Source organism: Amycolatopsis sp. A133, assembly GCF_031082405.1.
Classification (GTDB): Bacteria; Actinomycetota; Actinomycetes; order Mycobacteriales; family Pseudonocardiaceae; genus Amycolatopsis.
In genome coordinates this window covers 247,822-269,021 of the sequence record NZ_JAVHJU010000067.1, presented here as the reverse complement: position 1 = coordinate 269,021, position 21,200 = coordinate 247,822, and the positions used below count along the sequence as shown (strand labels likewise).

The 21,200-nt window shown below is 71.4% G+C and carries 21 protein-coding genes; 4 read left to right on the top strand and 17 right to left on the bottom strand.

All coding sequences use genetic code 11. The annotated features are described in order from the left end of the window. The first annotated feature begins 128 nt into the window (after positions 1-128). Positions 129-3,647: a PE-PGRS family protein gene (locus Q5425_RS40330; protein WP_308677682.1), complete on the top strand. Its 3,519-nt coding sequence runs from the start codon at positions 129-131 to the stop codon at positions 3,645-3,647. A 232-nt stretch (positions 3,648-3,879) separates the two neighbouring features. On the opposite strand, the gene Q5425_RS40325 is transcribed toward Q5425_RS40330, so the two are convergent. Further along, entirely contained in the window at positions 3,880-4,665 is a 786-nt protein-coding gene (locus Q5425_RS40325) for a class III extradiol ring-cleavage dioxygenase (RefSeq protein WP_308677681.1), read from the bottom strand. Between the two features lie 67 nt (positions 4,666-4,732). Further along, positions 4,733-5,125 carry a MarR family winged helix-turn-helix transcriptional regulator gene (locus Q5425_RS40320; protein ID WP_308677680.1) on the bottom strand — a complete coding sequence of 131 codons (393 nt, stop codon included), beginning with the start codon at positions 5,123-5,125 and terminating at the stop codon, positions 4,733-4,735. A 66-nt stretch (positions 5,126-5,191) separates the two neighbouring features. On the opposite strand from Q5425_RS40320, the gene Q5425_RS40315 reads away from it, so the two are divergent. After that, a complete protein-coding gene (locus Q5425_RS40315) occupies positions 5,192-5,644 on the top strand; it encodes a MarR family winged helix-turn-helix transcriptional regulator (RefSeq protein WP_308677679.1) in 453 nt (150 codons plus the stop codon). Positions 5,645-5,655: 11 nt separating this feature from the next. Here Q5425_RS40315 and dnaB read toward each other — a convergent pair whose 3' ends face one another. From dnaB to Q5425_RS40255, 12 genes are all read right to left on the bottom strand, one after another. Continuing rightward, on the bottom strand, positions 5,656-7,071 hold the full coding sequence (dnaB, locus tag Q5425_RS40310) for a replicative DNA helicase (RefSeq protein WP_308677907.1): 1,416 nt from the start codon (positions 7,069-7,071) through the stop codon (positions 5,656-5,658). Positions 7,072-7,589: 518 nt separating this feature from the next. Continuing rightward, positions 7,590-8,381 carry an ESX secretion-associated protein EspG gene (locus tag Q5425_RS40305; RefSeq protein ID WP_308677678.1) on the bottom strand — a complete coding sequence of 264 codons (792 nt, stop codon included), beginning with the start codon at positions 8,379-8,381 and terminating at the stop codon, positions 7,590-7,592. Between the two features lie 99 nt (positions 8,382-8,480). Continuing rightward, positions 8,481-9,839, bottom strand: coding sequence for a hypothetical protein (locus Q5425_RS40300; RefSeq protein ID WP_308677677.1), 1,359 nt, complete (start codon positions 9,837-9,839; stop codon positions 8,481-8,483). 1 nt (position 9,840) lies between these two features. Continuing rightward, positions 9,841-10,437, bottom strand: coding sequence for a DUF3558 domain-containing protein (locus tag Q5425_RS40295; protein WP_308677676.1), 597 nt, complete (start codon positions 10,435-10,437; stop codon positions 9,841-9,843). Beyond that, entirely contained in the window at positions 10,434-10,787 is a 354-nt protein-coding gene (locus Q5425_RS40290; protein WP_308677675.1) for a hypothetical protein, read from the bottom strand. The genes Q5425_RS40295 and Q5425_RS40290 overlap by 4 nt, the downstream gene beginning before the upstream one ends. A 130-nt stretch (positions 10,788-10,917) precedes the next feature. After that, positions 10,918-11,379 (bottom strand): 50S ribosomal protein L9, encoded by a 462-nt coding sequence (gene rplI, locus Q5425_RS40285; protein WP_308677674.1) that lies wholly within the window; start codon positions 11,377-11,379, stop codon positions 10,918-10,920. A 15-nt stretch (positions 11,380-11,394) separates the two neighbouring features. Next, positions 11,395-11,643, bottom strand: coding sequence for a 30S ribosomal protein S18 (rpsR, locus tag Q5425_RS40280; protein WP_003098744.1), 249 nt, complete (start codon positions 11,641-11,643; stop codon positions 11,395-11,397). 41 nt (positions 11,644-11,684) lie between these two features. Next, the gene (locus Q5425_RS40275; protein ID WP_308677673.1) at positions 11,685-12,200 is read right to left on the bottom strand and encodes a single-stranded DNA-binding protein; all 516 of its coding nucleotides are present in this window, start codon (positions 12,198-12,200) and stop codon (positions 11,685-11,687) included. 17 nt (positions 12,201-12,217) lie between these two features. Further along, the gene (gene rpsF / locus Q5425_RS40270; protein ID WP_176742059.1) at positions 12,218-12,544 is read right to left on the bottom strand and encodes a 30S ribosomal protein S6; all 327 of its coding nucleotides are present in this window, start codon (positions 12,542-12,544) and stop codon (positions 12,218-12,220) included. Between the two features lie 115 nt (positions 12,545-12,659). Then, positions 12,660-13,559 carry a hypothetical protein gene (locus Q5425_RS40265; RefSeq protein WP_308677672.1) on the bottom strand — a complete coding sequence of 300 codons (900 nt, stop codon included), beginning with the start codon at positions 13,557-13,559 and terminating at the stop codon, positions 12,660-12,662. Between the two features lie 79 nt (positions 13,560-13,638). Beyond that, positions 13,639-14,475, bottom strand: a complete 837-nt coding sequence (locus Q5425_RS40260; protein ID WP_308677671.1) for a hypothetical protein — start codon at positions 14,473-14,475, stop codon at positions 13,639-13,641. Positions 14,476-14,657: 182 nt separating this feature from the next. Next, positions 14,658-15,479: a hypothetical protein gene (locus Q5425_RS40255; RefSeq protein WP_308677670.1), complete on the bottom strand. Its 822-nt coding sequence runs from the start codon at positions 15,477-15,479 to the stop codon at positions 14,658-14,660. A 114-nt stretch (positions 15,480-15,593) separates the two neighbouring features. Between Q5425_RS40255 and Q5425_RS40250 the strand changes: the two genes are divergently transcribed. Next, positions 15,594-16,367, top strand: coding sequence for a deoxyribonuclease IV (locus Q5425_RS40250; protein WP_308677669.1), 774 nt, complete (start codon positions 15,594-15,596; stop codon positions 16,365-16,367). 10 nt (positions 16,368-16,377) lie between these two features. Here Q5425_RS40250 and Q5425_RS40245 read toward each other — a convergent pair whose 3' ends face one another. Together Q5425_RS40245 and Q5425_RS40240 are read right to left on the bottom strand one after the other, a co-directional pair. Next, positions 16,378-17,928 carry a glycosyltransferase 87 family protein gene (locus Q5425_RS40245; protein WP_308677668.1) on the bottom strand — a complete coding sequence of 517 codons (1,551 nt, stop codon included), beginning with the start codon at positions 17,926-17,928 and terminating at the stop codon, positions 16,378-16,380. A gap of 48 nt (positions 17,929-17,976) precedes the next feature. Next, the gene (locus Q5425_RS40240) at positions 17,977-19,035 is read right to left on the bottom strand and encodes an ROK family transcriptional regulator (protein ID WP_308677906.1); all 1,059 of its coding nucleotides are present in this window, start codon (positions 19,033-19,035) and stop codon (positions 17,977-17,979) included. A gap of 55 nt (positions 19,036-19,090) precedes the next feature. Between Q5425_RS40240 and Q5425_RS40235 the strand changes: the two genes are divergently transcribed. Then, the gene (locus Q5425_RS40235; RefSeq protein ID WP_308677667.1) at positions 19,091-20,137 is read left to right on the top strand and encodes a Gfo/Idh/MocA family oxidoreductase; all 1,047 of its coding nucleotides are present in this window, start codon (positions 19,091-19,093) and stop codon (positions 20,135-20,137) included. 42 nt (positions 20,138-20,179) lie between these two features. Here Q5425_RS40235 and Q5425_RS40230 read toward each other — a convergent pair whose 3' ends face one another. After that, entirely contained in the window at positions 20,180-21,163 is a 984-nt protein-coding gene (locus Q5425_RS40230) for a S8 family serine peptidase (RefSeq protein WP_308677666.1), read from the bottom strand. Between the last annotated feature and the right edge of the window lie 37 nt (positions 21,164-21,200).

Here is a 21,200-nt window from a genome sequence, read left to right as displayed (position 1 = left end):
CACGGCGGTGCGCTTTCTCGCGCCCGCACGAAGTTCCACCCCCTCGGTGCGGCTCGGACACATTCCCTTTTCGACGAGCGCACCCCCATGAACCCGCAAGGGAACCCGAAATGAAGGAGAAAAACCCCATGCAGACGTGGGCAAAGCGCGGACTCCAGACCGCATTTGTCACGGGTGGGTTGCTGATGCTGGGCACCGGCATCGCCTCGGCTGACGAGAACGTCAGCCCTGACACCCCTGCCTCACCGCTCGACCTGAACGTCACGGCTCCGATCCAGGAAGCCAACAACGCGGTCGGCACCCCCTTCGGCCAGCTGGACCTGCCCGCCGGGCAGACGGAGCTGAGCACCAAGCCGATCAGCAAGGCCGTCAACCAGGCCTCTGAGCACCTCGACTACTCCAGCCCGATCAACGACACCACCCTCGGTGGTGCGTCGGGGACCGACGGTGCGGGCGGCTTCACCCCGGGCCACAAGAACCTCAAGGGCAACAAGATCAGCGGCGACGTCGTCGTCCCGATCCAGATCGTGGACAACGCCATCGGCGTGGTCGGCGACGCGCACGTCAACGGCACCCGGCACCAGCAGAGCTGGGGCCACGACCGCGACGTCAAGACGACCGGCGAAGACTCGAGCATCGCGGGCAACGCCGTCATCCTCGACTGGGCGCTGCCCGTCCAGATCGCCGGGAACGGCGGCGGCGTCGCCGGCGGCACCGGCCGCGTGACCGGTGGTTCGGCCAGCCAGAGCACGACCGAGACCGGCGAGGTCGACACCGACGGCGACGGCTCGGCCCTCTCCGGCAACGTGGTGGCGGGCCAGTTCGCCACCCCGGTGCAGGTGACCGGCAACGCCGCTTCCTACCTGCTCGGCAACGGGCAGAGCCACGGTTACTCGGCCGACACCGTCGCGGCGTCCGGCGGCTCGCTGCTGAGCTCCGGCGACAAGGCCTCCGGGTCGGGCAACGTGGTCGGCGCGCCGATCGCCCTGCCGGCCAAGTTCAACTGCAACTCCGGTGCGGCGTGGGGCTCGCTGGCGAACTCGGACGGCTGCGACACCGCCGCCGACGCCACGGCCGGCGCCACCCGCAAGGGCAGCCTCGGCATCCCGACCTACCTCGAGACCAGCGGCGACGACTCGTTCCTCTCCGGCAACGGCGGGGCGGCCTCGCTGTCCCCGATCGCGAACGTCGCGGGTGTCGCGGGCTCGTGGATCGGCAACGCCTCGTCGGGTGTCCCCAACGTCGGCAGCTCCTCCAGCACTGTCGACTCGGGTGGCTTCGTCAAGACGACCGGTGACGACTCGACCGGGTCGGGCAACGTCCTGAACCCGTCGCTCGCGCTGCCGGTCGAGGCCTTCGGCATCGGTGGCACCTACATCGGCCAGGCGATCGCCGCGCACGACAACACGACCGACGCCAACGCCGGCAACGGCAGCTACACCAAGGGCAACGGCGCCGTCCTCGGCGGCAACATCGTCAACACCCAGGCCGCGGGCGCGCCCGAGGTCTTCGGTGTCGGCGGCAGCCACATCGGCAACGCGTCCGGCACGGCGACCGAGGACAAGACGGTCACCTCCGGGGCGTACGACGGCACCCAGGGCAACGACTCGGCCGGCTCGGGCAACCTCGTCCAGGTGCCGCTCGGTGTCCCCGCCGAGGTCTTCGGCATCGGTGGCTCGTTCGTCGGCCAGGGCTCCGGCGCGGCCGACGAGACCAAGGTCGTCTCCGGCGGCGGCGGTGGCAGCACCCAGGACGACAACGGCTTCCTGAGCTCCAACCTGGGCACGGTGCCCGCGTCCCTGCCGGTGCAGGCCGCCAACATCGGTGGCGCCCTCGTCGGCCAGGGTCACGGCAAGGGCTCGACCGACACGACGTCCAACGCGGGCGGCGACGTGAAGGCCACCGGCCCGGCGGGTGCCGGCGCCGGCAACATCGTCGAGGCCCCGGTTTCGCTGCCCCTGCAGGCGATGGGCGTCGGTGGCGCCCTCGCGGGCATCGGCACCGGCGAGAACGACAACATCACCGACTCCTCGGCGGGCGGCGACGCGCTGACCGACGGCCGGGACGGTGCGCTGACCGGCAACATCGTGAAGGCCCCGGTCGCGGGCGCCGGCACGGTCTTCGGTGACGGGCTCGCCGCCGCCGCGCTGGGCCGCGGCGCCGGCACCAACGACGTCGAGTCGGAGGCGGGCGGCGACGCCACCACCAACGGCGACCGCGGCAGCGTGGCCGGCAACATCGTCGGCGCGGACGCGCTGCCGGTGGCGCAGGTGTTCGGGGACGCCGCCAGCGTGCTGGGTGGCGCCAAGGGCACCGGCATCAACATGACCGAGGTCGAGAACGCGGGCGACGACAGCACCTCCGGTGTCGAAGGCGCGCTCTCGGGCAACATCCTCGACCTGCCGGTGACCGCGATCGCGCAGATGTTCGGCGACGCGGCGACCGTGGGCGGCGTGACGCACGCCATCGGCGGCAACACGCTGGAGACGGAGAACGGCGGCAAGTCCGTCACCGCGGGCGACCACTCCAGCCTGTCGGGCAACAACCTGTACGGGGCGTTCGCGGCTCCCGTGCAGATCTTCGGGGTGCCGTTCGAGCTGCTCGGGGTCGCCCGGGCGGAAGCGGCGAACCTGACGAGCATCAACGAGGACGAAGACACCCTCTTCCCGACCCAGGGCTCGGAGCTGGCGGCGGGCGAACTGCCGTCGCTGGCCGCGTTCCGCAGCGGCCTGCCGGCCGCCCACCTGCCGGTCAAGGGGCTGCCCTCGCTGGGCGGCCTGCCGCTCGCCGGGCTCACCGGTGGGCTGCCGTCGCTGGACCGGCTGACCGGCAAGCTGCCGCTCGCTGTGCCCACGGTGGCGGGACTGGCCGGCAACCTGCCGACCGCGGGTCTGCCGGTCCGCAGTCTGCCCGCCGTGTCCAAGCTGGCCAAGAAGCTGCCGGACGCCGAGGTGACCGCCGATGGCCTCCCCGCCGTGCCCACCACGGTTCCGGTCGGCATCAAGCGCGCTGACCTCCCGTCGGCGGGCAAGTCGCTGGCCCAGCTGACGAAGTCGGCGAAGCTGCCGGCCGTGGGCGGCCTCTCCGGCGTCCCGGCGCTGCCGAAGCCGGCGCTGCCGGCCGTGGGTGGCGTGCTGCCGGCCCAGGTCAAGCGTGCGGACCTGCCGACCGCGGGCCTGCCCGTCGCGATGCCGGCCCTGCCGGCCGTCGGTGGTGTCGTGCCGGGTCAGACCCCGCGTGCGGGCCTGCCGGCCGCGGGTCTGCCCGTGGCGATGCCGGCGCTGCCGGCCGTGGGTGGTGTCCTGCCGGGTCAGACCCCGCGTGCGGACCTGCCGACCGGTGCCCTGCCGGTCGCGATGCCGGCGCTGCCCGCCCTGGGTGGTGTCCTGCCGGGCCACGCCCAGCGTGCGGACCTGCCGACCGGTGCCCTGCCCGTCGCGGTGCCGGCCCTGCCGACCGATTCGGCCGTGCCGACGCTGCCGGCCACCTCGGTCCTGCCGGCCAGCCCGGCCGATCCGTCCCAGCTGCCGGTCAGCGCCAAGCTGCCGGTGCTGAACAGCGTCCCGGCCACTCAGGTGCCGGCGATGTCGGGCCTGGACTCCACCGGCTTCCTCGCGAAGCTGCTGGGCCTGATCAAGCGCAAGTAGTGCGGTGAAGCCGGCGGGTTCTCCGCAACCGGGGAACCCGCCGGCCCACGAACCCCGCTGTCACGGCGGCAGGCACTCCACCGCGCCGCGAGGGCGACCTCGCACGGAGTGCCCGGCGACGCGACCGCGGCTGCGGGTCCACCCGCGAACACCGGATAGCTCTCCTTCCCTGGAGACGACGAGCCCCAGGAGCCGCACCGGCTCCTGGGGCTCGCTCGCGTTCGCGGGAAGGTCAGGAGAACTGCAGGGAGCGTTTCGCCAGGCCGTGCCAGAAGCCGTCGATCACCGTGCGGCCGGATCCTTCGTCCGAGGTGGCGCCGAGGGAGACGAACAGGGGCGCGAAGTGCTCGATCCGCGGGTGCGCCAGCGTCGCCGCCGGGGCCTTGTGCCGGAAGTCGAGCAGCGTGTCGACGTCGCCGCTGCGCAGGACCTCCGCACCCCAGTGGTCGAACTCGGCCGACCACGACGGCGGTGTCCCGTCGGTGGCGCGGGCCAGGCCGCTCAGGTTGTGGGTGAAGAAGCCGCTGCCGATGATCAGCACGCCTTCGTCCCGCAACGGTGCGAGCTTGCGGCCGAGGTCGAACAGCTCCTGCGGGTCCAGCGAAGGCATCGAAACCTGCAGCACCGGGATGTCGGCGTCCGGGTACATCTCGACCAGCGGCACGTAGGCGCCGTGGTCGAGGCCGCGCTCCGGCGCGTCGTGCACCGGCTTGCCTTGAATGGGCGCAGTCGTCGAGCGGAGCAGCTTGCGGACCTTCCCGGCCAGCTCCGGTGCGCCGGGCGCCGCGTACTTCACCTGGTAGTAGCGCTCGGGGAAACCCCAGAAGTCGTAGACGAGCGGCACGGTCGTCGTCGCCCCGATGGTCAGCGGGGCTTCCTCCCAGTGCGCCGACACGACCAGGATCGCGCGGGGCTGCGGCAGGTCGGCGGACCAGCCGGCGAGCTGGCGGGTCCACGTGGTGTCGTCGGCGAGCGGCGGGGCGCCGTGGCTGAGGTAGAGAACCGGGGTGCGGGTCATCGAGCGCTCCAGTGCTTGAAAGTTCAACTACTAGAGTACCCGACGTCGTCGCGTCCCGGGATATTCCTCAGGCGGCTTCGAGGTTGGCGGCGCACCGTTCCAGTGTCCGCAGCGTGGTGCGGTAGTCGTCTTCGCTGATGCCCTCGATGGCCTCCGCGCGGAACGCCTTGATGTGCTCTTCGACGCGTGCGTGGGCTTCGCGGCCGTCGGCGGTCAGGCTGCCGTCCTCGGTGACCCAGCCCCGGGCGCGCAGGTCGGCCACCTTCGGGACCATCGAGCCCTCGCCGGCGACGAACGGCGCCATCGCCGTGTCGACCTGCTCCGGGGTGCGGGCGCCGAGGGCGATCGTGTTGAGTACCTGCCAGTGCCGGCGGGTCAGCGATTCCGCGTCGAGGGCCTGGGTCATGGAGGATTCGAGGAGCTCGTGGAGGTGGCGGAGCCACCAGCCGAGGGGTTTCATGAGTACTCCGTTATGTCAATGAGCAACTGCATGTAAAAGTACATGTAGTTTGGAGGTGGAGCAACCATGACGGACGCGGTGGCCGACGTCGAGCGCGCCATGATCGCGATCCGCCGCAGCCAGCAGCGGCGAGCCCTCAGCCGGATCGGCAAGGCCCGGGGCCGCGGTGCGCACGACCCGGTGTTCGAGCTGCTCGACGTCGTCGAAGAGCTCGCCGAACGCGGGGAGGCCGGCACGGTGACGGCCCTGAGCGCGGCGATGGGCGTCGACCAGCCGCGCGCCAGCCGGCTCGTGGCGCGCGCGGTCGAGCAGGGCCTGCTGCGCCGCGAAGCCGATCAGCGCGACGGACGGCGTGCGGTGCTCGTGCCGACCGAGGCCGGCCGGGCGCACCTCGACGAGATGCACGCCTTCCGCCGCGGGGTGTTCGCGGAGGTCATGGCGGACTGGCCGGAGGAGGACCGAGAGAACTTCGGCCGGCTCCTCACGGCGTTCGTCCGCGGGTACAGTGCTCTCGGTTAGTCGGCCCTCGGCTAGTCGTGCGAGAGGTCCACAAAGCGGCTGTAGTGCAGCTGGTGCGCGACGGTGATCGTCGCCGTCGGGCCGGCGCGGTGCTTCGCGATGATCAGGTCCGCCTCGCCCGCGCGCGGGTCGTCCCGCTCCCAGGCGTCGGGGCGGTTGACCAGGATGACGAGGTCGGCGTCCTGCTCCAGTGAGCCGGACTCACGCAGGTCGGACAGCATCGGGCGCTTGTCCGTGCGCTGTTCCGGACCACGGTTCAGCTGGCTGATCGCGATCACCGGGACCTCGATCTCCTTCGCCAGCAGCTTCATCTGCCGGGAGAACTCCGAGACTTCCTGCTGCCGCGACTCGACGCGCTTGCCCGACGTCATCAGCTGGAGGTAGTCGAGGACGACGAGCTTGAGGTCGTGGCGCTGCTTCAACCGGCGCGCCTTCGCGCGGATCTCCATCATCGTCATGTTCGGCGAGTCGTCGACGAACAGCGGCGCCTCGGACACCTCGCTCATCCGGCGGGCCAGGCGCGTCCAGTCGTCGTCGGACATCTTGCCACCGCGCATGTCGGCGAGGCGGATCTTCGCCTCCGCCGAGAGCATGCGCATGACGATCTCGGTGCGGCTCATTTCCAGCGAGAAGATGACGCTGGTCAGGCCGTGCCGGATCGACGCCGAACGCGCGAAGTCCAGGCCGAGGGTCGACTTGCCGACACCGGGACGGGCCGCGACGATGATCATCTGCCCGGGGTGCAGGCCGTTGGTCAGCTCGTCGAAGTCGGTGAACCCGGTCGGGATGCCCTGGGACTGGCCGCCCCGCGACGCGATCGCGTCGATCTCGTCCATCGTCGGCTGCAGCAGCTCTTCCAGCGCGACGTAGTCCTCGCTGGTCCGCCGCTCGGTGACGTCGTAGATCGCGGCCTGCGCGCGGTCGACGACCTCGTCGATGCTCGCGCCGTCACCCGCCGCCGCGCCGTAGCCGTACTGCACGATCCGGGTGCCCGCCTCGACGAGCCGGCGCAGCACCGCCTTCTCGGAGACGATCTCCGCGTAGTACCCGGCGTTCGCCGCCGTCGGCACCGTCGCGATCAGCGTGTGCAGGTAGGGCGCGCCGCCGACGCGGCCCAGCTCACCGCGGCGCTCCAGCTCGGCCGACACGGTGATCGGGTCGGCGGGCTCGCCGCGGCCGTAGAGGTCGAGGATGCAGTCGTAGATCGCCTGGTGCGCGGGACGGTAGAAGTCGTCGGGGCCGAGCGCTTCGATGACGTCGGCGACCGCGTCCTTGGACAGCAGCATGCCGCCGAGCACGGACTGCTCGGCCGCGATGTCCTGCGGCGGCTGGCGGTCGAACCCACCACCGCCACCGCCGGAACCGGGATCGCTCGGGCCCGGGTCGGACTCCGCGTACATCGGACTGCGGTCGTCGGTCAGCGCCACCGCCCCGGACACCTCCTCATTGTGTCGAACACCCGTTCGATTATGCCGGATCTTCGCTCTCGAAGCACGGGGCTGGAGCCCCTGCTTTTGGTCCACCGGTCGTCCACCGGACCTCGTCCCCCGATGATCGGCGACAACGCCGGCCGGCTGCCGCAGACACGCGGAGCGCCACCGTGAGTACAGGCCCGAGCGGGCACGCTAGATCCCCCGGAAGGCCGATGGCAATTCAGGGTGGGGACCCTTCTGTGGACAACCTGTGGATGAATGGGGGTAACCAATCACAGGTGCCGCGAGAGCTGTGGACAAGTTGGGGACAAGCGGGCTCGGCTTTGGGAAACGTGCAGGTCAAGCCCTGTGAACAAGGTGTGGAGAACTTGCGGAAAACTCGTCCGGCGTGTCGCGGTAAGTCCGTTCTTCGGCGTGTCGTGGACCAGGTCGAACCCATTGGACCGCGCGGCCTGTGGATGAATATCACAGAGGGTAGACACTCACCCGGTGGGCTGAACGGCGGCGTCTCGTCAGGCCGCGGTGAGCCGGCCCACTGCGCTGCGTAACCGGTCGGCGAGAACGCGCTGGTCGGCCGGGGTGAAGGCGATCCGGTTTTCGCCCCGCCCCGGAATCTCCTCGGTCAGCCACCGGCCTTCCGAGGTATCGATGTAGTTCACCGGGCGTTCGATCCGGTGCCGCGCGCCGGTGCGGTTGCGGACCGCGACGTAGAGGCTGCCGCTCCCCATCCGGCGCAACGCGAGGATCCGGCGGAGTTCGTCCGCCTCCTGCGAACCCTCGGCGGGGCGGTCGCTGCGGAGCACCGCGAACCCGGCGCCGTCGTCGTCGCGGGCGGTCCCTTCGAGCTGGCTCTTCGGCACCGCGAGCGGGGTCCCGCGGCCCGGCGCCAGCTTCGGGATCTGGCCGAGGAAGTCGTCGAGCAGCTCGTGCGGCTGCGTCGACTCCAGCACGACGACGTCCAGCTCCTCGTGCTTGGCCAGCACGAACGCTTCGCCCCCGGCGCTGCCGGCGAGCAGCCGGTAGCTCACCGGCTTGCCCTGGAACCCGCCGTCGACCCAGCCGTAGTACTCCAGCTGCGGCCGGGCGATCGCTTCGATCGTCGCGACGAACCCGGGGTGCATGCCGCGCGGGCCGAACAGCCCGGCCTTCGCGAGCTCGGCGTTGGTCTGCTCGTCCTCGGCGCGCTGGGCCTCGTCGCTGTACCAGGTCGGCGTCTCCGACAGCACGGTGTGCGGCTCGCCGCCCCGGCGCCGGATCAGGTTGATCAGGGTGCCGGTCGTGATGGTGACCTGCCTGTCCAGCACCGCTCTTGCCCCCATTGGAAATTGAACTCGGTGATCCCGGTGATCGCGGAAAACGCCGGGGGCGCCCATCTTGGCACGCGCCCGGCGGTCTCGCGTGCGCTACTCGCCGATGACCGGCGGTGCGGTCAGCTCGTCGGTCCCGAAGATGTCGTTCGGGTCGTCGCCGAGCAGGTACTTCGACGTGCGTTCCTCGTCGCCGCCGCCCTGGCCCTTGGCGCCGCCGGGGTGCATGCCGCCCATGCCACCCATGCCGGAGGCACCGGCGCGGCCGCCCGCGGCGCCGCCCATCGCCCCGCCGGCACCCGCGCCGCCCCGGCCGGCGCCGGCCGCGTCGCCACCGCCGGGCATGGCCGCACCGGTCGAGCCGCCGGGGCCGAAGCCCACGCCGCCGGGCCCGAAGCCCGCCGCCGGATCGCCGATCCCGCCCGAGCCGCCGGGGCCGAAGCCGCCGCCGGGGATGGCGAAGTCACCCGCGCCGCCCCCGCCACCGGGACCGAAGCCACCGCCGGCCCCGGGGATCTTCGGCGGGACGAACCCCGACGAGTGGGTGCCGTCGCTGAAGTTCGGCGGGGTGTAATTGCCCGCGCCGGGGATCTTGGACGGGTCGTAGTTCCCGCCGGGGATCTTCGAGGGGTCGAAGTTCGGCGGCTTCGACGGGTCGAAGCCCGGCACCTTGCCCGGGTCGAAGCTGCCACCGGGGGTGTTCGGCTGGCCGGGGAAGGACGGGACGCCGCCCGGACCCGGCATGTTCACCCCGGGCACCGAGCCGGTTCCGGTTCCGTTGCCGGTGCCGTTGCCGTCCCCCGAACCGTTGCCGTCCTTGCCGCCCGGCTTCTTCTTGCCGTCCTTGCCGCCGTCGACGTTGACGTTCTCCTGCTGGCCCTGGAGCGCGGAGTACGTCGGCATCTTCTGGCCGTTGTCGTTGCTCGCCTTGTAATAGGTGTTGAAGGCGTCGACGTTGGCCTGGCCCTTGGTGTTGTAGTCGCGGATCGCCCGGTCGGTGTCGGTCGTCCACGGCGTCACCGCGTTGAGCAGGTTGTTCTTCGGCGGGTCCTTCGGCACCGGCTGCACCTGCGCGTGCACCGTGGTGAAGGCGCTGTGCTGCTCGCCGAGGTACTTGTCGGAGTCGGTGAGCTTGGTGCCGGAGTCCTCCATCCACACCCGCAGCGGGTGGGCGCCGGCGTTCTGCGCCGCCTCGGCCCCGCCGCCGGTCCAGGCCGCGTCCATCTCCTTGGCCAGCGCGTCGATCGTGCCGAGGCGTTCCTGGTAAGCGCCCTTCAGCCGGCTCGCCGCCGACTGGCCGTTTTCGATCGAGCCCGGCCCGGGGCCGGTGGTGATCTTCTCCCAGATGTCGTAGCAGTCGATCTTCCGGTCGCCCTGCACCGACGTGTGGTCGTCCGAATGCGTGGTGGCCATGTTGTACGCGGCAAAGCCACCGAGAAGCACCAGTTCGAGCATGTCAGCCTCCCATCAGGGTCTGGACCATCGCCTCGCCGAACTTCTGCGCCACCGGGCAGGGGTCCGACGCGCCGGCGCCGTGGTCGTACTGCACCAGGATGTTGACCGCCAGCTCGTCGGTGACCCCGACGAACAGGCCGCACTTGCCGTTCTTCCGGCCGTCCACCGCGGCGGCGTAGACCGCCGGGTAGCCGCCGACCTGCGTCTCTTCCCAGTAAGCGTCGTTGGCCTTCGTGTCGTAGACGTCGCTGAGGCCGTTCTTGTTCGCCGTCACCGTCGTCACGTCGATCTGGTTGCCCGGGTCGGCGGCTTCCTGGAACGTGCAGCTCGGGCCGTTGCTCGTGGTGCGCGAGGAACCTTCGCCGAGGCTGAGGGATGAGCGCGCGGACGACGACAGCGTCGCGCAGGCGTCCGAGGTGATCGACGCGGTGTTCAGCGGGCTCGGCACCTTCGGCGCGGAGCCGCCACCGGCGGTCTCGCTGCTCGACGCGGCCGTGGACGGCGCCGGGTTGGCGGTGCCGCGGGTCTTGCCGGCGCAGCCGGCGAGGGCGAGCACGGCGAGGACCAGCGCCGGGACGGCGGTGAGTCGTCGGTTCACGTGGCCTGGTTCCCCGTCTTGGAAAGGTCGGCGTGGGTGTCCGACTCCTTGGTGGTGATCTTCTGCTTCGCCGCGGTGAGCGCGTCGATGTAGTTCTTGACGTAGTCCTGCATCTTCTGGTTCTGCTCGAGGAACGCCTTGCCGGACGGGTTCGCGAGCTTCTCCCAGTCGCCGCTCGCGAACTCCTTGCCGGGCGCCTTCACGTTCGCCATCAGGTTGGCGTCGTCGTAGTCGCGCTTCAGGTCGGCCTGCAGGTCCTGCCACTTCTTGATGACACCGTCGATCTTGTCGGCGTCGAACGTGAAGCCGCCACCGCCGGCCGGCGCGGACATGTTGACCTCGTTACCCATCCCGATCCATCCCCTTCGCGTCCGCGCCCATTCTCCTCCGACGCCGCCACGGTGTCCGAGGTTCCCCGAAAAGCGTGAAGGCGGGCCACCCACCAGGGGTGACCCGCCTTTTCACGACGTAGTGCCTTGCTTACGGCGCGACGGCCTTGATCTCGAGCCGCACGTCGACCTTCACGTCCGGGTGCAGCCGGGCGCCGACCGAGTGCTTGCCCACGGTCTTGATGTGGTCGCGCAGCTCGATGACGCGCTTGTCGAGCAGCGGGCCACCGGCCTTCTTGATCGCGTCGACGATCTCGGCCGCGGTGATCGAGCCGAAGAGCTTCTTGGAGCCCTCGGCCGCCTTGCCGGTGAGCTCGATGGCGCCGAGGCCCTCCAGCGTCGCCTTGATCTCCTTGGCGTGGTCGAGGTCGCGGATGCGACGGCTCTCCTGCGCGCGCTGGATGGTGCGCACGTTCTTCTCCGCGCCCTTGGAGGCCGCGATCGCGTAGCCCCGCGGGAGCAGGTAGTTGCGCGCGTAGCCGTCCTTGACCTCGACGATGTCGCCGGGGCCGCCCAGGTTGGCCACGTCCGTGGTGAGGATGATCTTCGCCATTGTCAGTGCCCTCCCTTAGCGCGCGGTCGAGGTGTAGGGCAGCAGCGCCATCTCGCGGGAGTTCTTGACCGCGATGGCGATGTCACGCTGGTGCTGGCTGCAGTTGCCGGTGACGCGACGGGCACGGATCTTGCCGCGGTCGGAGATGTACTTCCGCAGCAGGTTGGTGTCCTTGTAGTCGATCAGTTCCGGGCGGCCCTTCTTCTCGGCCTTGCAGAACACGCAGACCTTCTTCTTGGGCTTGCGGATGGGTGGCTTGGCCACTGTCTACTCCTGGAAATTCAAATCTGTGGATGTGTACGAGATCAGAAGGGAGGCTCGTCGGAGAAGCCGCCGCCGCCACCGCTGCTCGCGGCAGGCGCGGAACCCCACGGGTCGTCGGCGGGCATACCGCCGCCGCCACCACCGCCACGGTTCCCGCCGCCACCGCCGCCGCCGAAGTCACCGCCGCCACCGCGGCTGACCTTGTTGACCTTGGCCGTGGCGTAGCGCAGCGAGGGGCCGATCTCGTCGACCTCGAGCTCGACGACGGTCCGCTTCTCGCCTTCCTTCGTCTCGAACGACCGCTGCTTCAGGCGGCCCTGCACGACGACGCGGGCGCCGCGGGTCAGGGACTCGGCGACGTTCTCCGCCGCCTGCCGCCAGATGTTGCAGCGCAGGAACAGCGCCTCGCCGTCCTTCCACTCACCCGACTGCTTGTCGAGCGTGCGCGGGGTGGACGCGACGGTGAAGTTCGCGACCGCCGCACCGGACGGGGTGAAGCGCAGTTCCGGGTCGGACGTCAGGTTGCCGACCACCGTGATGACGGTGTCTCCAGCCATCGGGGTTCCCCTCGGGCTCAGGCCTTGGCGGCAGCGGGCTTGGCCGCGGCGCGCTTGACCTCGCGACGCATGACCTTGGTGCGGAGCACGGTTTCCTGCAGCGACAGCTGGCGGTCCAGCTCCTTCACCGCGTCCGAGGACGAGTTCAGGTCCAGCAGGGCGTAGATGCCCTCGGCGTGCTTCTTGATCTCGTACGAGAGCCGGCGACGGCCCCAGACGTCGACCTTCTCGACGCTTCCGCCCGAAGTGCGGATGACGTTGAGGAAGGTGTCCAGCGTCGGAGCGACCGTGCGCTCGTCGAGCGTGGGGTCCAGGATGACCATTACCTCGTAATGGCGTGACACAACCACTCACCTCCTATGGGCTCGCGGTCACGGACTGTCCGTGACAGGAGGGTTTGTCCAGGTAAGGCTACCTGGGGGCATCGAGGAGACCGGACAGCGGGGTCTTCTCCGGGGGTCAGGCGGCCCGGCGCAGGACCCAGGTGCGGACCAGTCCGGCGGTCACCCCGGCGAGCACGATCACCGCGAGCAGCATGGGCAGCTGCACGTCGTTCGACGCGCTGTTCGAGGCCAGCGACTGCGCGTTGCCGGCATCGCGGATGTCCGCGCCCTGGCCGTTCTGGTCGCCCGCCTGCGGGGCCGAGGCATCGCCGGGCAGGGTGCCGTTCGCCGGGTAGCGCACGCCCGGGGCGACGGCCGTGCCGGCCGTCGCGGTGGGGAGGCCGCTGTAGTCGCGCATCGGCGCGCTGCCGCCTGTGCCGCCGGCGGTGCCCGGGTTCAGGTTCGAAAGGTTGCCCGACGCGCCGCCGGGGGTGGTGCCGGTGCCGCCCTGGGTCGCACCCGGGCCACCCGCGCCCGGCTGGCCCGAGGTGCTCGGCGCCACGTAGTTGCCGGCGATGAGCGTGAGGCCGCAGCCCTTGGCGACCGTGCTCTCGACGCTGTTCAGCGTCTTGTCCCAGTCGAGCCCGAGCCCCCACGTGCCGGAGTTGGCCAGCGCGGTGCGCACCGCCTTGCCGATCGCGGCACCGCTCGCCTCACCGCCCGCGGAGTTCGGCACCTGGCCCACCGGGATCGAGTGGTTCTTGGCGATGGAATCGCCCGCCCAGCTGCCGACGGCGAGCGTCCCGGCGTTGTTGGCGCCGTTCGTGACCAGGGTCTTGACCGAGGCTCCGTCGATCGCGACCTGGTCACCCATCTGCCCGGTGATCGAGCCCGTGCAGCTGTTGCTGACGAGGGTCGTCGCGGCGGAGGCCGTGCCCGAAGAAAGGAACGCGCCGCCGGTCACGAAGGCGGCGACTGCGGTGAGGGTCAGTGCTCGGCGGGTCGTCGGCCAGGTGGGGATCTTCCGCACGAGCACTTCCTCCGGGGTTATCGGGACGTCGTCCTGGACAACAGGATGAACGAGGGAGATACGTGAAAGATACTCGGCAGTTGGATCAATTCGCAGCGGCCATCCGGCGGAGCACCCAGGTCCGGACCAGACCCGCGCTGACTCCGGAGAGCGCCAGTACCGCAATCAGCAGCGGCAGGTTCGACCCGTTCGTGAAACCGTCCGATGCGGACGGTAGCGCTTCGGCCTGGCCCGCGGTCTGAACACCGGGATTTCCGTCCGGCGAGCCGTCCGGACCGGTGAGGCCGTACTGCGGGGCGTAACCCGGGATCTGGCTGCCGTACCGGATGGCCGGCGACGGCGTGAACAGCCCGGCCGTCGCGAACGGGATGCCGCTGTAGTCGCGCATCGGGGCGTAGCCCGTGCCGAGGGTGAAGGGGAAGCCGCCGAACACCGGGGTGCTCGCGAAGCCGGGCAGGAGCGGGCTGTTCGCCTCGGGGATCGGCGTGGTGCCCGCCGGGGTGCCGCCCTGCTGCGGCGCACCCCCGGTCCCGCCCTGGGCCGGCGGCTGCTGCGGGTTGCCGCCCGTGCCGGGCTGCGGCGACTGCTGCTTGCCGCCGCCGCTCACCGCGCTCAGGCCCTGCTGGGCGCCGCTGTTCAGGCCCTGGACACCCTGGTTGATCGCACTCGCCGCGGGCCCGCCCACGACGGGGACCGGCGAGACGACGGTGTTCACCACCTTCACGGTGACCGAGCAGACGGTCTTGAGCAGCCCGCCGACGGTGGTGGTCAGCAAGGTGGTCGCCTGGGTGACGATGCCCAGGTCGATGAGGGGCAGCCCGAGCAGCGAGCCTTGGACGTGGTCGCCGGGTGCGGCCTCCACGGTGCTGCCGCAGGGCACGGTCTTCGTGTCCGCCGAGGCGGTGCCGGGCATGCCGAGCACGGCCGAACCCGCAAGAACGACCGCCGCCGCACCGACCGCTGTAGCCCTCCGTGTCCGTTCGTGCATGCTCGCCGCCCCTGGTTTCGTCGCCTTTGCCCAGGACAACGACGCTAAGCCAGCAGGGTGACGCCCGCTCGTTCAGAAATGTCCGGCATTCGGGTGGAAGCCGGCGTCACCGTGCGTCAGGCGGGGCTGCGGCGGATCCAGGCCCGGACGAGCGCCGCCGCGACGACGGCCAGCGCCAGGACCGCGAGCAGCATCGGCAGCTTCGCTGGTGGGGTGACCCCCGGCAGGGCTTCCGCGGTGCCGGACTTCTGGGCGTCCACGGTCGGCGGCGGGATCTGCTGGCCGGGGATGATTTGCGCGATCACCGGGACCTGCACCAGGTTGCCCGGCAGCAGTGCGGCGTTGGTGAAGATGCCCGAGATCGCGTCACCAGGCAGACCGGCGCTGCCCTGGCCCGTGAGCACCGGGCCGATGCTCGAGCCGGGCGGGTTCGGACCCGGGCTCGGCGGGTTCGGGCTCGGCGGGTTCGGACCGGGCGGGTTCGGACCGGGCGGCGCGGGCTCGGGCGGGTTCGGGCCCGGCGGGAGGGGCAGCGGCGGCGGCAGTTCGGCGGCCAAGCCCTGCGTCAGGCCGCCGACCGCGTTGACCGTGTGCTGCGCGACCGGGCAGACGCCCTGGGCCGTCAGGTCGCCGACCAGCGGCAGCCGGCCGATGCCGAGCGCCTTGACCGTGTCGCCCAGCGGCAGCGTGAGCAGGGGGGCCGTGCCGTTCGTGTTCCGCGAACCCGAGTCGAGGCCGACGGTGAGCTGGTTCGGGGCGTTCAGCGGGGCCCCGGCGTCCAGCAGGAGGCCGGTCGAGCCGCCGTTCTGCAGCGTGGCCTGGCAGTCCCCGCCCAGGGTCGGGCTGGTGGCCGCGCTGGCCGGCCCCGGTGCGGCCAGCGCGGCCGAAGCGGCGAGCGTGAACCCCAGCGCGGTGACCCGGGCGACGTGCTTCCCCATCATGCCCTCCGGCAGTCGGACCAATCTGGATCACGGAACGCGCTCACGGTACTCCACTTGCGTCACCAACCGGTCTTGACGGCCGAAAACGGGGCCCGGAGTAGCGTGCTCGGCATGCTGATTGGCGCCCATGTCCGTGACGACGACCCGTTGACCGCGGTCGCCGAGCGCAAAGCCGACGTCGTCCAGTTCTTCCTCTCCGACCCGCAGGGCTGGAAGGCCCCGAAGCCGCACCCCCACGGCGAGGCCATCCAGGCCGACCCGGTCGAGGTGTTCATCCACTCGCCGTACCTGATCAACGTGGCTTCGCTGAACAACCGGATCCGGATCCCGTCGCGGAAGAACGTCACGCAGCACGCGGACGGCGCCGCCGCGATCGGCGCGAAGGGCCTGATCGTGCACGGCGGGCACGTCGGCGCGAACGACGACGTCGAGGCCGGCCTGGACAACTGGCGCAAGCTCTTCGAGCGCGAGCAGGAAAAGGGCGGCTTCAAGGTGCCGATCCTGATCGAGAACACCGCCGGCGGCGAGAACGCGATGACCCGCGACCTCGAGGTCATCGCCCGGCTGTGGGACAAGGTCGGCGAGTTCGGCGCCGGGTTCTGCCTGGACACCTGCCACGCGTTCGCCGCGGGCTGGGACCTGGCCACCGCCGTCGAAAAGGTCAGGGCCATCACCGGCCGGATCGACCTGGTGCACCTCAACAACTCGCGCGACGAGTTCGGCTCGACCCGCGACCGGCACGCCAACGTCGTGCAGGGCGAAGGGACGATCGACCCCGAGGTGCTGGTCGCCGTGGCCCGCGAGGCGGGCGCCCCGGTCGTCGTCGAGACGCCGGCGGACGGCCAGGCCGCCGACATCGCCTACCTGCGCGAACAGCTGGGTTAGCCGGCTGGGTTCAAACGCCTACGGCCTTCCGGCGGCGCCGGGTGGCGTTCGGGATGATCACGTCACGGGCGCCGTCGAGGAAGCCGCCGGCGGGGTCGTCGTCGCCGGCCATCCGGACCAGGTCGGTGCCCGGCCGGTAGATCTCCCGGACCACCAGCACGCACAACCCGATGACGGCGAGGTCGCGGACCACGACCGTGCCGAGGAACCAGCCCTCGGGCAGGCCCTTGTGGTCGACGCCGAGGTAGTAGAACATCCGCGGCACCCAGACGAGGGCGTCGATCAGCATCCAGCCGAGCAGCAGCCGCCAGCGCGGGATGGCCAGTACCGCCAGCGGCACGAGCCACAGCGAGTACTGCGGGCTCCACACCTTGTTCGTCAGCAGGAACGCGGCCACGACGAGGAACGCGAGCTGGCCGACGCGCGGCCGTCGCGGCGCCGCGAGCGCGAGGTAGGCGATCCCGGCGCAGCAGGCGAGGAACAGCACGGCCACGGTGAGGTTCAGGTACGTCGGCGTCTGGTTCTTCTGCAGCACGCCGTCGAACCCGGGCCAGCCGGTGGTGTACGAGAAGACGTTGTACAGCGAGTCCGGGTCCATCGGCCGCAGGGCGCTCATCCGGAAGAACTCCCACCAGCCGCGGGTCGCGGTGAGGATGAACGGCGCGTTCACCGCCAGCCACGTCACGACGACGGCACCCGCGGTCTTCCAGAACGGGGTCAGCTTCCCCGCGCGCAGGCACAGCGCGAACAGCACGCCGAGCAGGAAGAGCGGGTAGAGCTTCGCCGTCGCGCCGAGGCCGAGCAGGAGCCCGGCGAGCAGCGGACGCTTGCGCGCCCAGGCGAGCAGGCCGGTCGCGGTGAACGCGGTCGCGATCGTGTCGAAGTTCGTGAAGGCGTGCACCAGCACCAGCGGGGAGATCGCCACCAGGACCATGTCCCACGGACGGCGTCTCACCGTCCGGCCGGTCGCCCACACGGTGACCAGCCACGCGGCCGACAGGAAGAGCGCGGTGAGGTTGAAGTAGATGGCCACGGGCAGCGCGCCGGGCAGCCAGCCGGCTTCGGCGACGCGGTACCAGCCCGTCGCGAGTACCGCGTTCGCCCACTGGAAGAGGCCGGTGAGCACCGGGTACTCCATGTAGCGGGTGTTGTTCTCGGCGGTCTGCGAGCTTTCCTTCCACGACGTGAAGTACGGGAAGGTGCCCGGCCGGTCGAGCCGCTCGGAGCTGTAGAGCGGCACGATGTCGGAGTAGCACATGGCGACGAACGGGCGGCCCGCGCGCCAGTCGAGCTGGGTGGCCCCGCTGGAGTCCTGGTACTGCTGGATGCAGGAGCCCTTGCCGAACCAGCAGAGCATCAGCGCCAGGGTGGCCAGCAGCAGCCCGACGCGCTGGGGCGACCAGAACCAGTGCCTGCCGACCGCCGCGTGGTCACCGAGCGGGCCGCCGAGGGGTCTGGTGACCGCCGCCGCGAGCGGCTCGTTCCAGCTCGGGACGACCCGTTCCGCCCGGGTCAGCGTCACGGGGCCCGGTTCCGGCTCCCGCGTGGTCTCCTCTGGCACGAGGCGGATCGTATCGGTGATCGACGCGCGCGGCGGTGAAGCCGGTGATCATGCCGGATTCGCGTAGTACGAGGCCAGCACTTCCGCGGCGGCGCCGCGGGTGACGATCTCCTCGCCGGAGGCGTCTTCGACGACCTCGATGCGCTGCCAGTGCGGCAGCGGCAGCAGTTCCTCGAGCCGGTCCGAAACGGCTTCGCGGTGGACGTCCGGCTCGTCCCGGACCGCCCGTCCGGCCAGCACGATCCGCTCCAGGTCGAGCACCTGCACCAGGTCGGCCAGCCCGATGCCGAGGAAGCCGGCGGCGGTCCGGGTGTCGGGGGCGCGCTTGGCCATGATCTCGACGCAGCCGCGCCGCCCGCAGGCGCAGCGCGGTCCGTCGTAGGAGATCGTGGTGTGCCCGAACTCACCCGCGTTGGTCCGCGGGCCGCGGTAGAGCCGCCCGTCGATCAGCAGGCCGACGCCGATGCCGGTGCCGACGAGCACCACCGCGGTCGCCGTCGGCTCCCCGTGCGGCCAGAGCCGGGCGAACGCGGCGGCGTTGGTGTTCTTGTCGAGCGTCACCGGCAGCCCGGTGCGCTGCTCCAGCAGGCCGCGCAGGGGGACGTCGTGCCAGCCGGGCATGTTCGTCGCGGCGCGGACCAGGCCGGCGCGGTGGTCCAGCGGCCCGACCGCGCCGAGGCCGAGGCCGAGCACGTCGAAGCCGTCGGCGAGCTCCAGCGCGGTGGCCCCGATGGCGTCGACGGCCTGCGCGGGCGTGAAACCGGGCGGCAGCGGGCCGCCCGCCGTCTCTTCGACCTCGCCGACGAGGTTGGTGCGCAGCACGCGGAACTCGTCGCGGTCGAGCCGGGCACCGAGCGCGTGCTTGGCGCCGGCCCGGATGCGCAACCGGGTGCGGGGTTTGCCGACCGCTCCGCTGGGCTGACGGCGCTGCTCGTCCAGCAGGCCGGTGCTCAGCAGTTCGGGCACGATCTTGGAGACGGCCTGCTGGGTGAGCCCGGTCCGTTCGGCGAGCTCCACCCGGCTGAGGCCGCCGGCACGCAGGATGTGCGTGAGCAGCAGGGCACGGTTGTGCTCGCGCACGTCGCGCAGGTTCACCCCTTCCGCCATGGACAGGATCTTCGCACGGCTGGTCAATTAGGCAACGCTGTTGTTTAATGACGCCATGGCGGACGACTTGCGCGTGGGCATCCTCGGGTACGGCATCGGCGGCCGCGTCTTCCACGCGCCGCTGGTGGCGGCGACGCCCGGGCTCACCCCGGCGGTGATCACGACAACGAGCAACGCCTCGCAGGCGCGCACCGACCACCCGGGCGCGGAGATCGTCCCCGGCGCCGACGCGTTGTTCGAGCGGGCGGGCGACCTGGACCTCGTTGTGGTCAGCACGCCCAACCGCACGCACGTGCCGCTCGCCCTGCGGGCGATCGAAGCCGGCCTCCCGGTGGTCGTCGACAAGCCGTTCGCACCGACCGCGGCCGAAGCCGAGCGGGTCGTCGCCGCGGCCGAGGCGGCGGGGGTCGGCCTGACGGTCTTCCAGAACCGGCGGCTCGACTCCGACTTCCTCACCGTGCGGAAGGTCCTCGAGTCCGGACGGCTCGGCGAGGTGTTCCGCTTCGAGTCCCGCTACGACCGCTGGGTGCCGAAGCCCAAGGACAACTGGCGCGAGTTCGGCGACCCCGCCGAGGCCGGCGGCCTGCTCTACGACCTCGGCGCGCACATCGTCGACCAGGCCCTGCAGCTGTTCGGCCCGGTCACGCGGGTCTACGCGGAGGTCGACCGGCGCCGGGCCGGTGTCCAGGTCGACGACGACGTCTTCGTCGCGCTGCACCACGCCAACGGCGTCCGGTCGCACCTGTGGGCGTCCGCGCTCGCGGGCACCCTCAACCCGCGGTTCCGGGTCCTCGGCGAGCAGGCGACGTTCACCAAGTACGGCCTGGACGTGCAGGAACCGCAGATCAAGGCGGGCATGCGCCCCGGCGACGAGGGCTGGGGCGTGGAACCGGCGGCGGACGCGGGCCGGATCGGCGTCGGCACCGACGTCAAGACGGTGCCCACCGAGACCGGCCGCTACGAGCAGTTCTACGTCCAGGTGCGCGACGCGCTGCGCGGCGAAGGGGAGTTCCCGGTCGACCCGGCGTCGTCGGTCGCGGCCCTGCGCGTGATCGAGGCCGCCCACCGCTCCGGCGTCGAAGGCACCGTGGTCGAGCTCTGACCCCCTGACCGGCCGTGACCTCGGTGACCCCCAGCTCCGAGGTCACGGCCTCCTTCGCCGGAAGAGCAGGAAGGCCGCGGCGAGCACGGCCACGCCACCGGCGGTGCCCAACGTGATGACCCACCACGGCGTACCCCCGTCGACCGCGGGCTCGGTGGACAACGCGGCCACCGGGTCGATCAGCCCGTAACCGTATTCGTCGTCCCGCCCGGGCGGGCCGAGGTCCTTCGCCGTCCGGGCCAGCTGGTCGGTGACCTGCGCCGCGGTCAGCTCCGGGTACCGCGACCGCACGAGCGCCACCACGCCGGACACGATCGCGGCGGCCTGGCTCGTGCCCGAAGTCGGCGCCTTCTCACCGGGCCGGGACGTCGAGATGTCGACACCGGGAGCCGCAAAAGCCACCTCCGGGCCGGACACGCTGACGTCGTCGCGGAACTTCCCGGCCCGGTCGACCGCGGACACCGCCAGCACCCCCGGCCGGTCCGCCGGGCTGGTCACCTCGCGGTCCTCCCCCGCGTTGCCCGCCGCCGCGACGACGACCACGTCGTGGTCGCGCGCGTAGGTCACGGCTTCGTCGTAGCCGGTGGTCCGCCCGCCGCTGCCGAGCGAAAGGTTGACGACCTTCGCGCCCTGGTCCACAGCCCAGCGGACGGCGGCGACCGCGTCCGCGGGGCCACCGGTCAGCCGGGCCGGCAGGATTTCCGCCTTCGGAGCGACTCCGCGGGTGCCCGCGGTGCCGCGCCCGGCGATGAGCAGAGCCATGGTCGTCCCGTGCCCGATCGTGTCGCCGGCGGGAGCACCGAGGTCGGGGAAGTCCGCGCCGGGCCGCACCGCGCCGTCGAGGTCGGGTTCCGCGGCGACCCCGGTGTCGACCAGGCCGACCCGCACGCCGGCGCCTTCGGACAGCGCCCACGCCCGGGACAGGCCGAGCTGATCGGCCCAGTACGGACCCGCGGCGTCCGCGGTCGTCGTCAGGGCGAGCAGGGGGAGCAGGGCGACGAGCGTGAGGGGAGCGAGTTTCCGCATGGCCTTCCCGACGGACAATCGCGGGACGGGTGTCCCG

What these genes read in the sequence shown, in the direction of transcription:
- Q5425_RS40330 (WP_308677682.1), top strand. Translation starts at nt 129, where the DNA reads ATGCAGACGTGGGCAAAGCGCGGACTCCAGACCGCATTTGTCACGGGT.
- Q5425_RS40325 (WP_308677681.1), bottom strand. Translation starts at nt 4,665, where the DNA reads ATGACCCGCACCCCGGTTCTCTACCTCAGCCACGGCGCCCCGCCGCTC.
- Q5425_RS40320 (WP_308677680.1), bottom strand. Translation starts at nt 5,125, where the DNA reads ATGAAACCCCTCGGCTGGTGGCTCCGCCACCTCCACGAGCTCCTCGAA.
- Q5425_RS40315 (WP_308677679.1), top strand. Translation starts at nt 5,192, where the DNA reads ATGACGGACGCGGTGGCCGACGTCGAGCGCGCCATGATCGCGATCCGC.
- Q5425_RS40300 (WP_308677677.1), bottom strand. Translation starts at nt 9,839, where the DNA reads ATGCTCGAACTGGTGCTTCTCGGTGGCTTTGCCGCGTACAACATGGCC.
- Q5425_RS40290 (WP_308677675.1), bottom strand. Translation starts at nt 10,787, where the DNA reads ATGGGTAACGAGGTCAACATGTCCGCGCCGGCCGGCGGTGGCGGCTTC.
- rplI (WP_308677674.1), bottom strand. Translation starts at nt 11,379, where the DNA reads ATGGCGAAGATCATCCTCACCACGGACGTGGCCAACCTGGGCGGCCCC.
- Q5425_RS40275 (WP_308677673.1), bottom strand. Translation starts at nt 12,200, where the DNA reads ATGGCTGGAGACACCGTCATCACGGTGGTCGGCAACCTGACGTCCGAC.
- Q5425_RS40255 (WP_308677670.1), bottom strand. Translation starts at nt 15,479, where the DNA reads ATGGGGAAGCACGTCGCCCGGGTCACCGCGCTGGGGTTCACGCTCGCC.
- Q5425_RS40250 (WP_308677669.1), top strand. Translation starts at nt 15,594, where the DNA reads ATGCTGATTGGCGCCCATGTCCGTGACGACGACCCGTTGACCGCGGTC.
- Q5425_RS40240 (WP_308677906.1), bottom strand. Translation starts at nt 19,035, where the DNA reads ATGGCGGAAGGGGTGAACCTGCGCGACGTGCGCGAGCACAACCGTGCC.
- Q5425_RS40235 (WP_308677667.1), top strand. Translation starts at nt 19,091, where the DNA reads ATGGCGGACGACTTGCGCGTGGGCATCCTCGGGTACGGCATCGGCGGC.
- Q5425_RS40230 (WP_308677666.1), bottom strand. Translation starts at nt 21,163, where the DNA reads ATGCGGAAACTCGCTCCCCTCACGCTCGTCGCCCTGCTCCCCCTGCTC.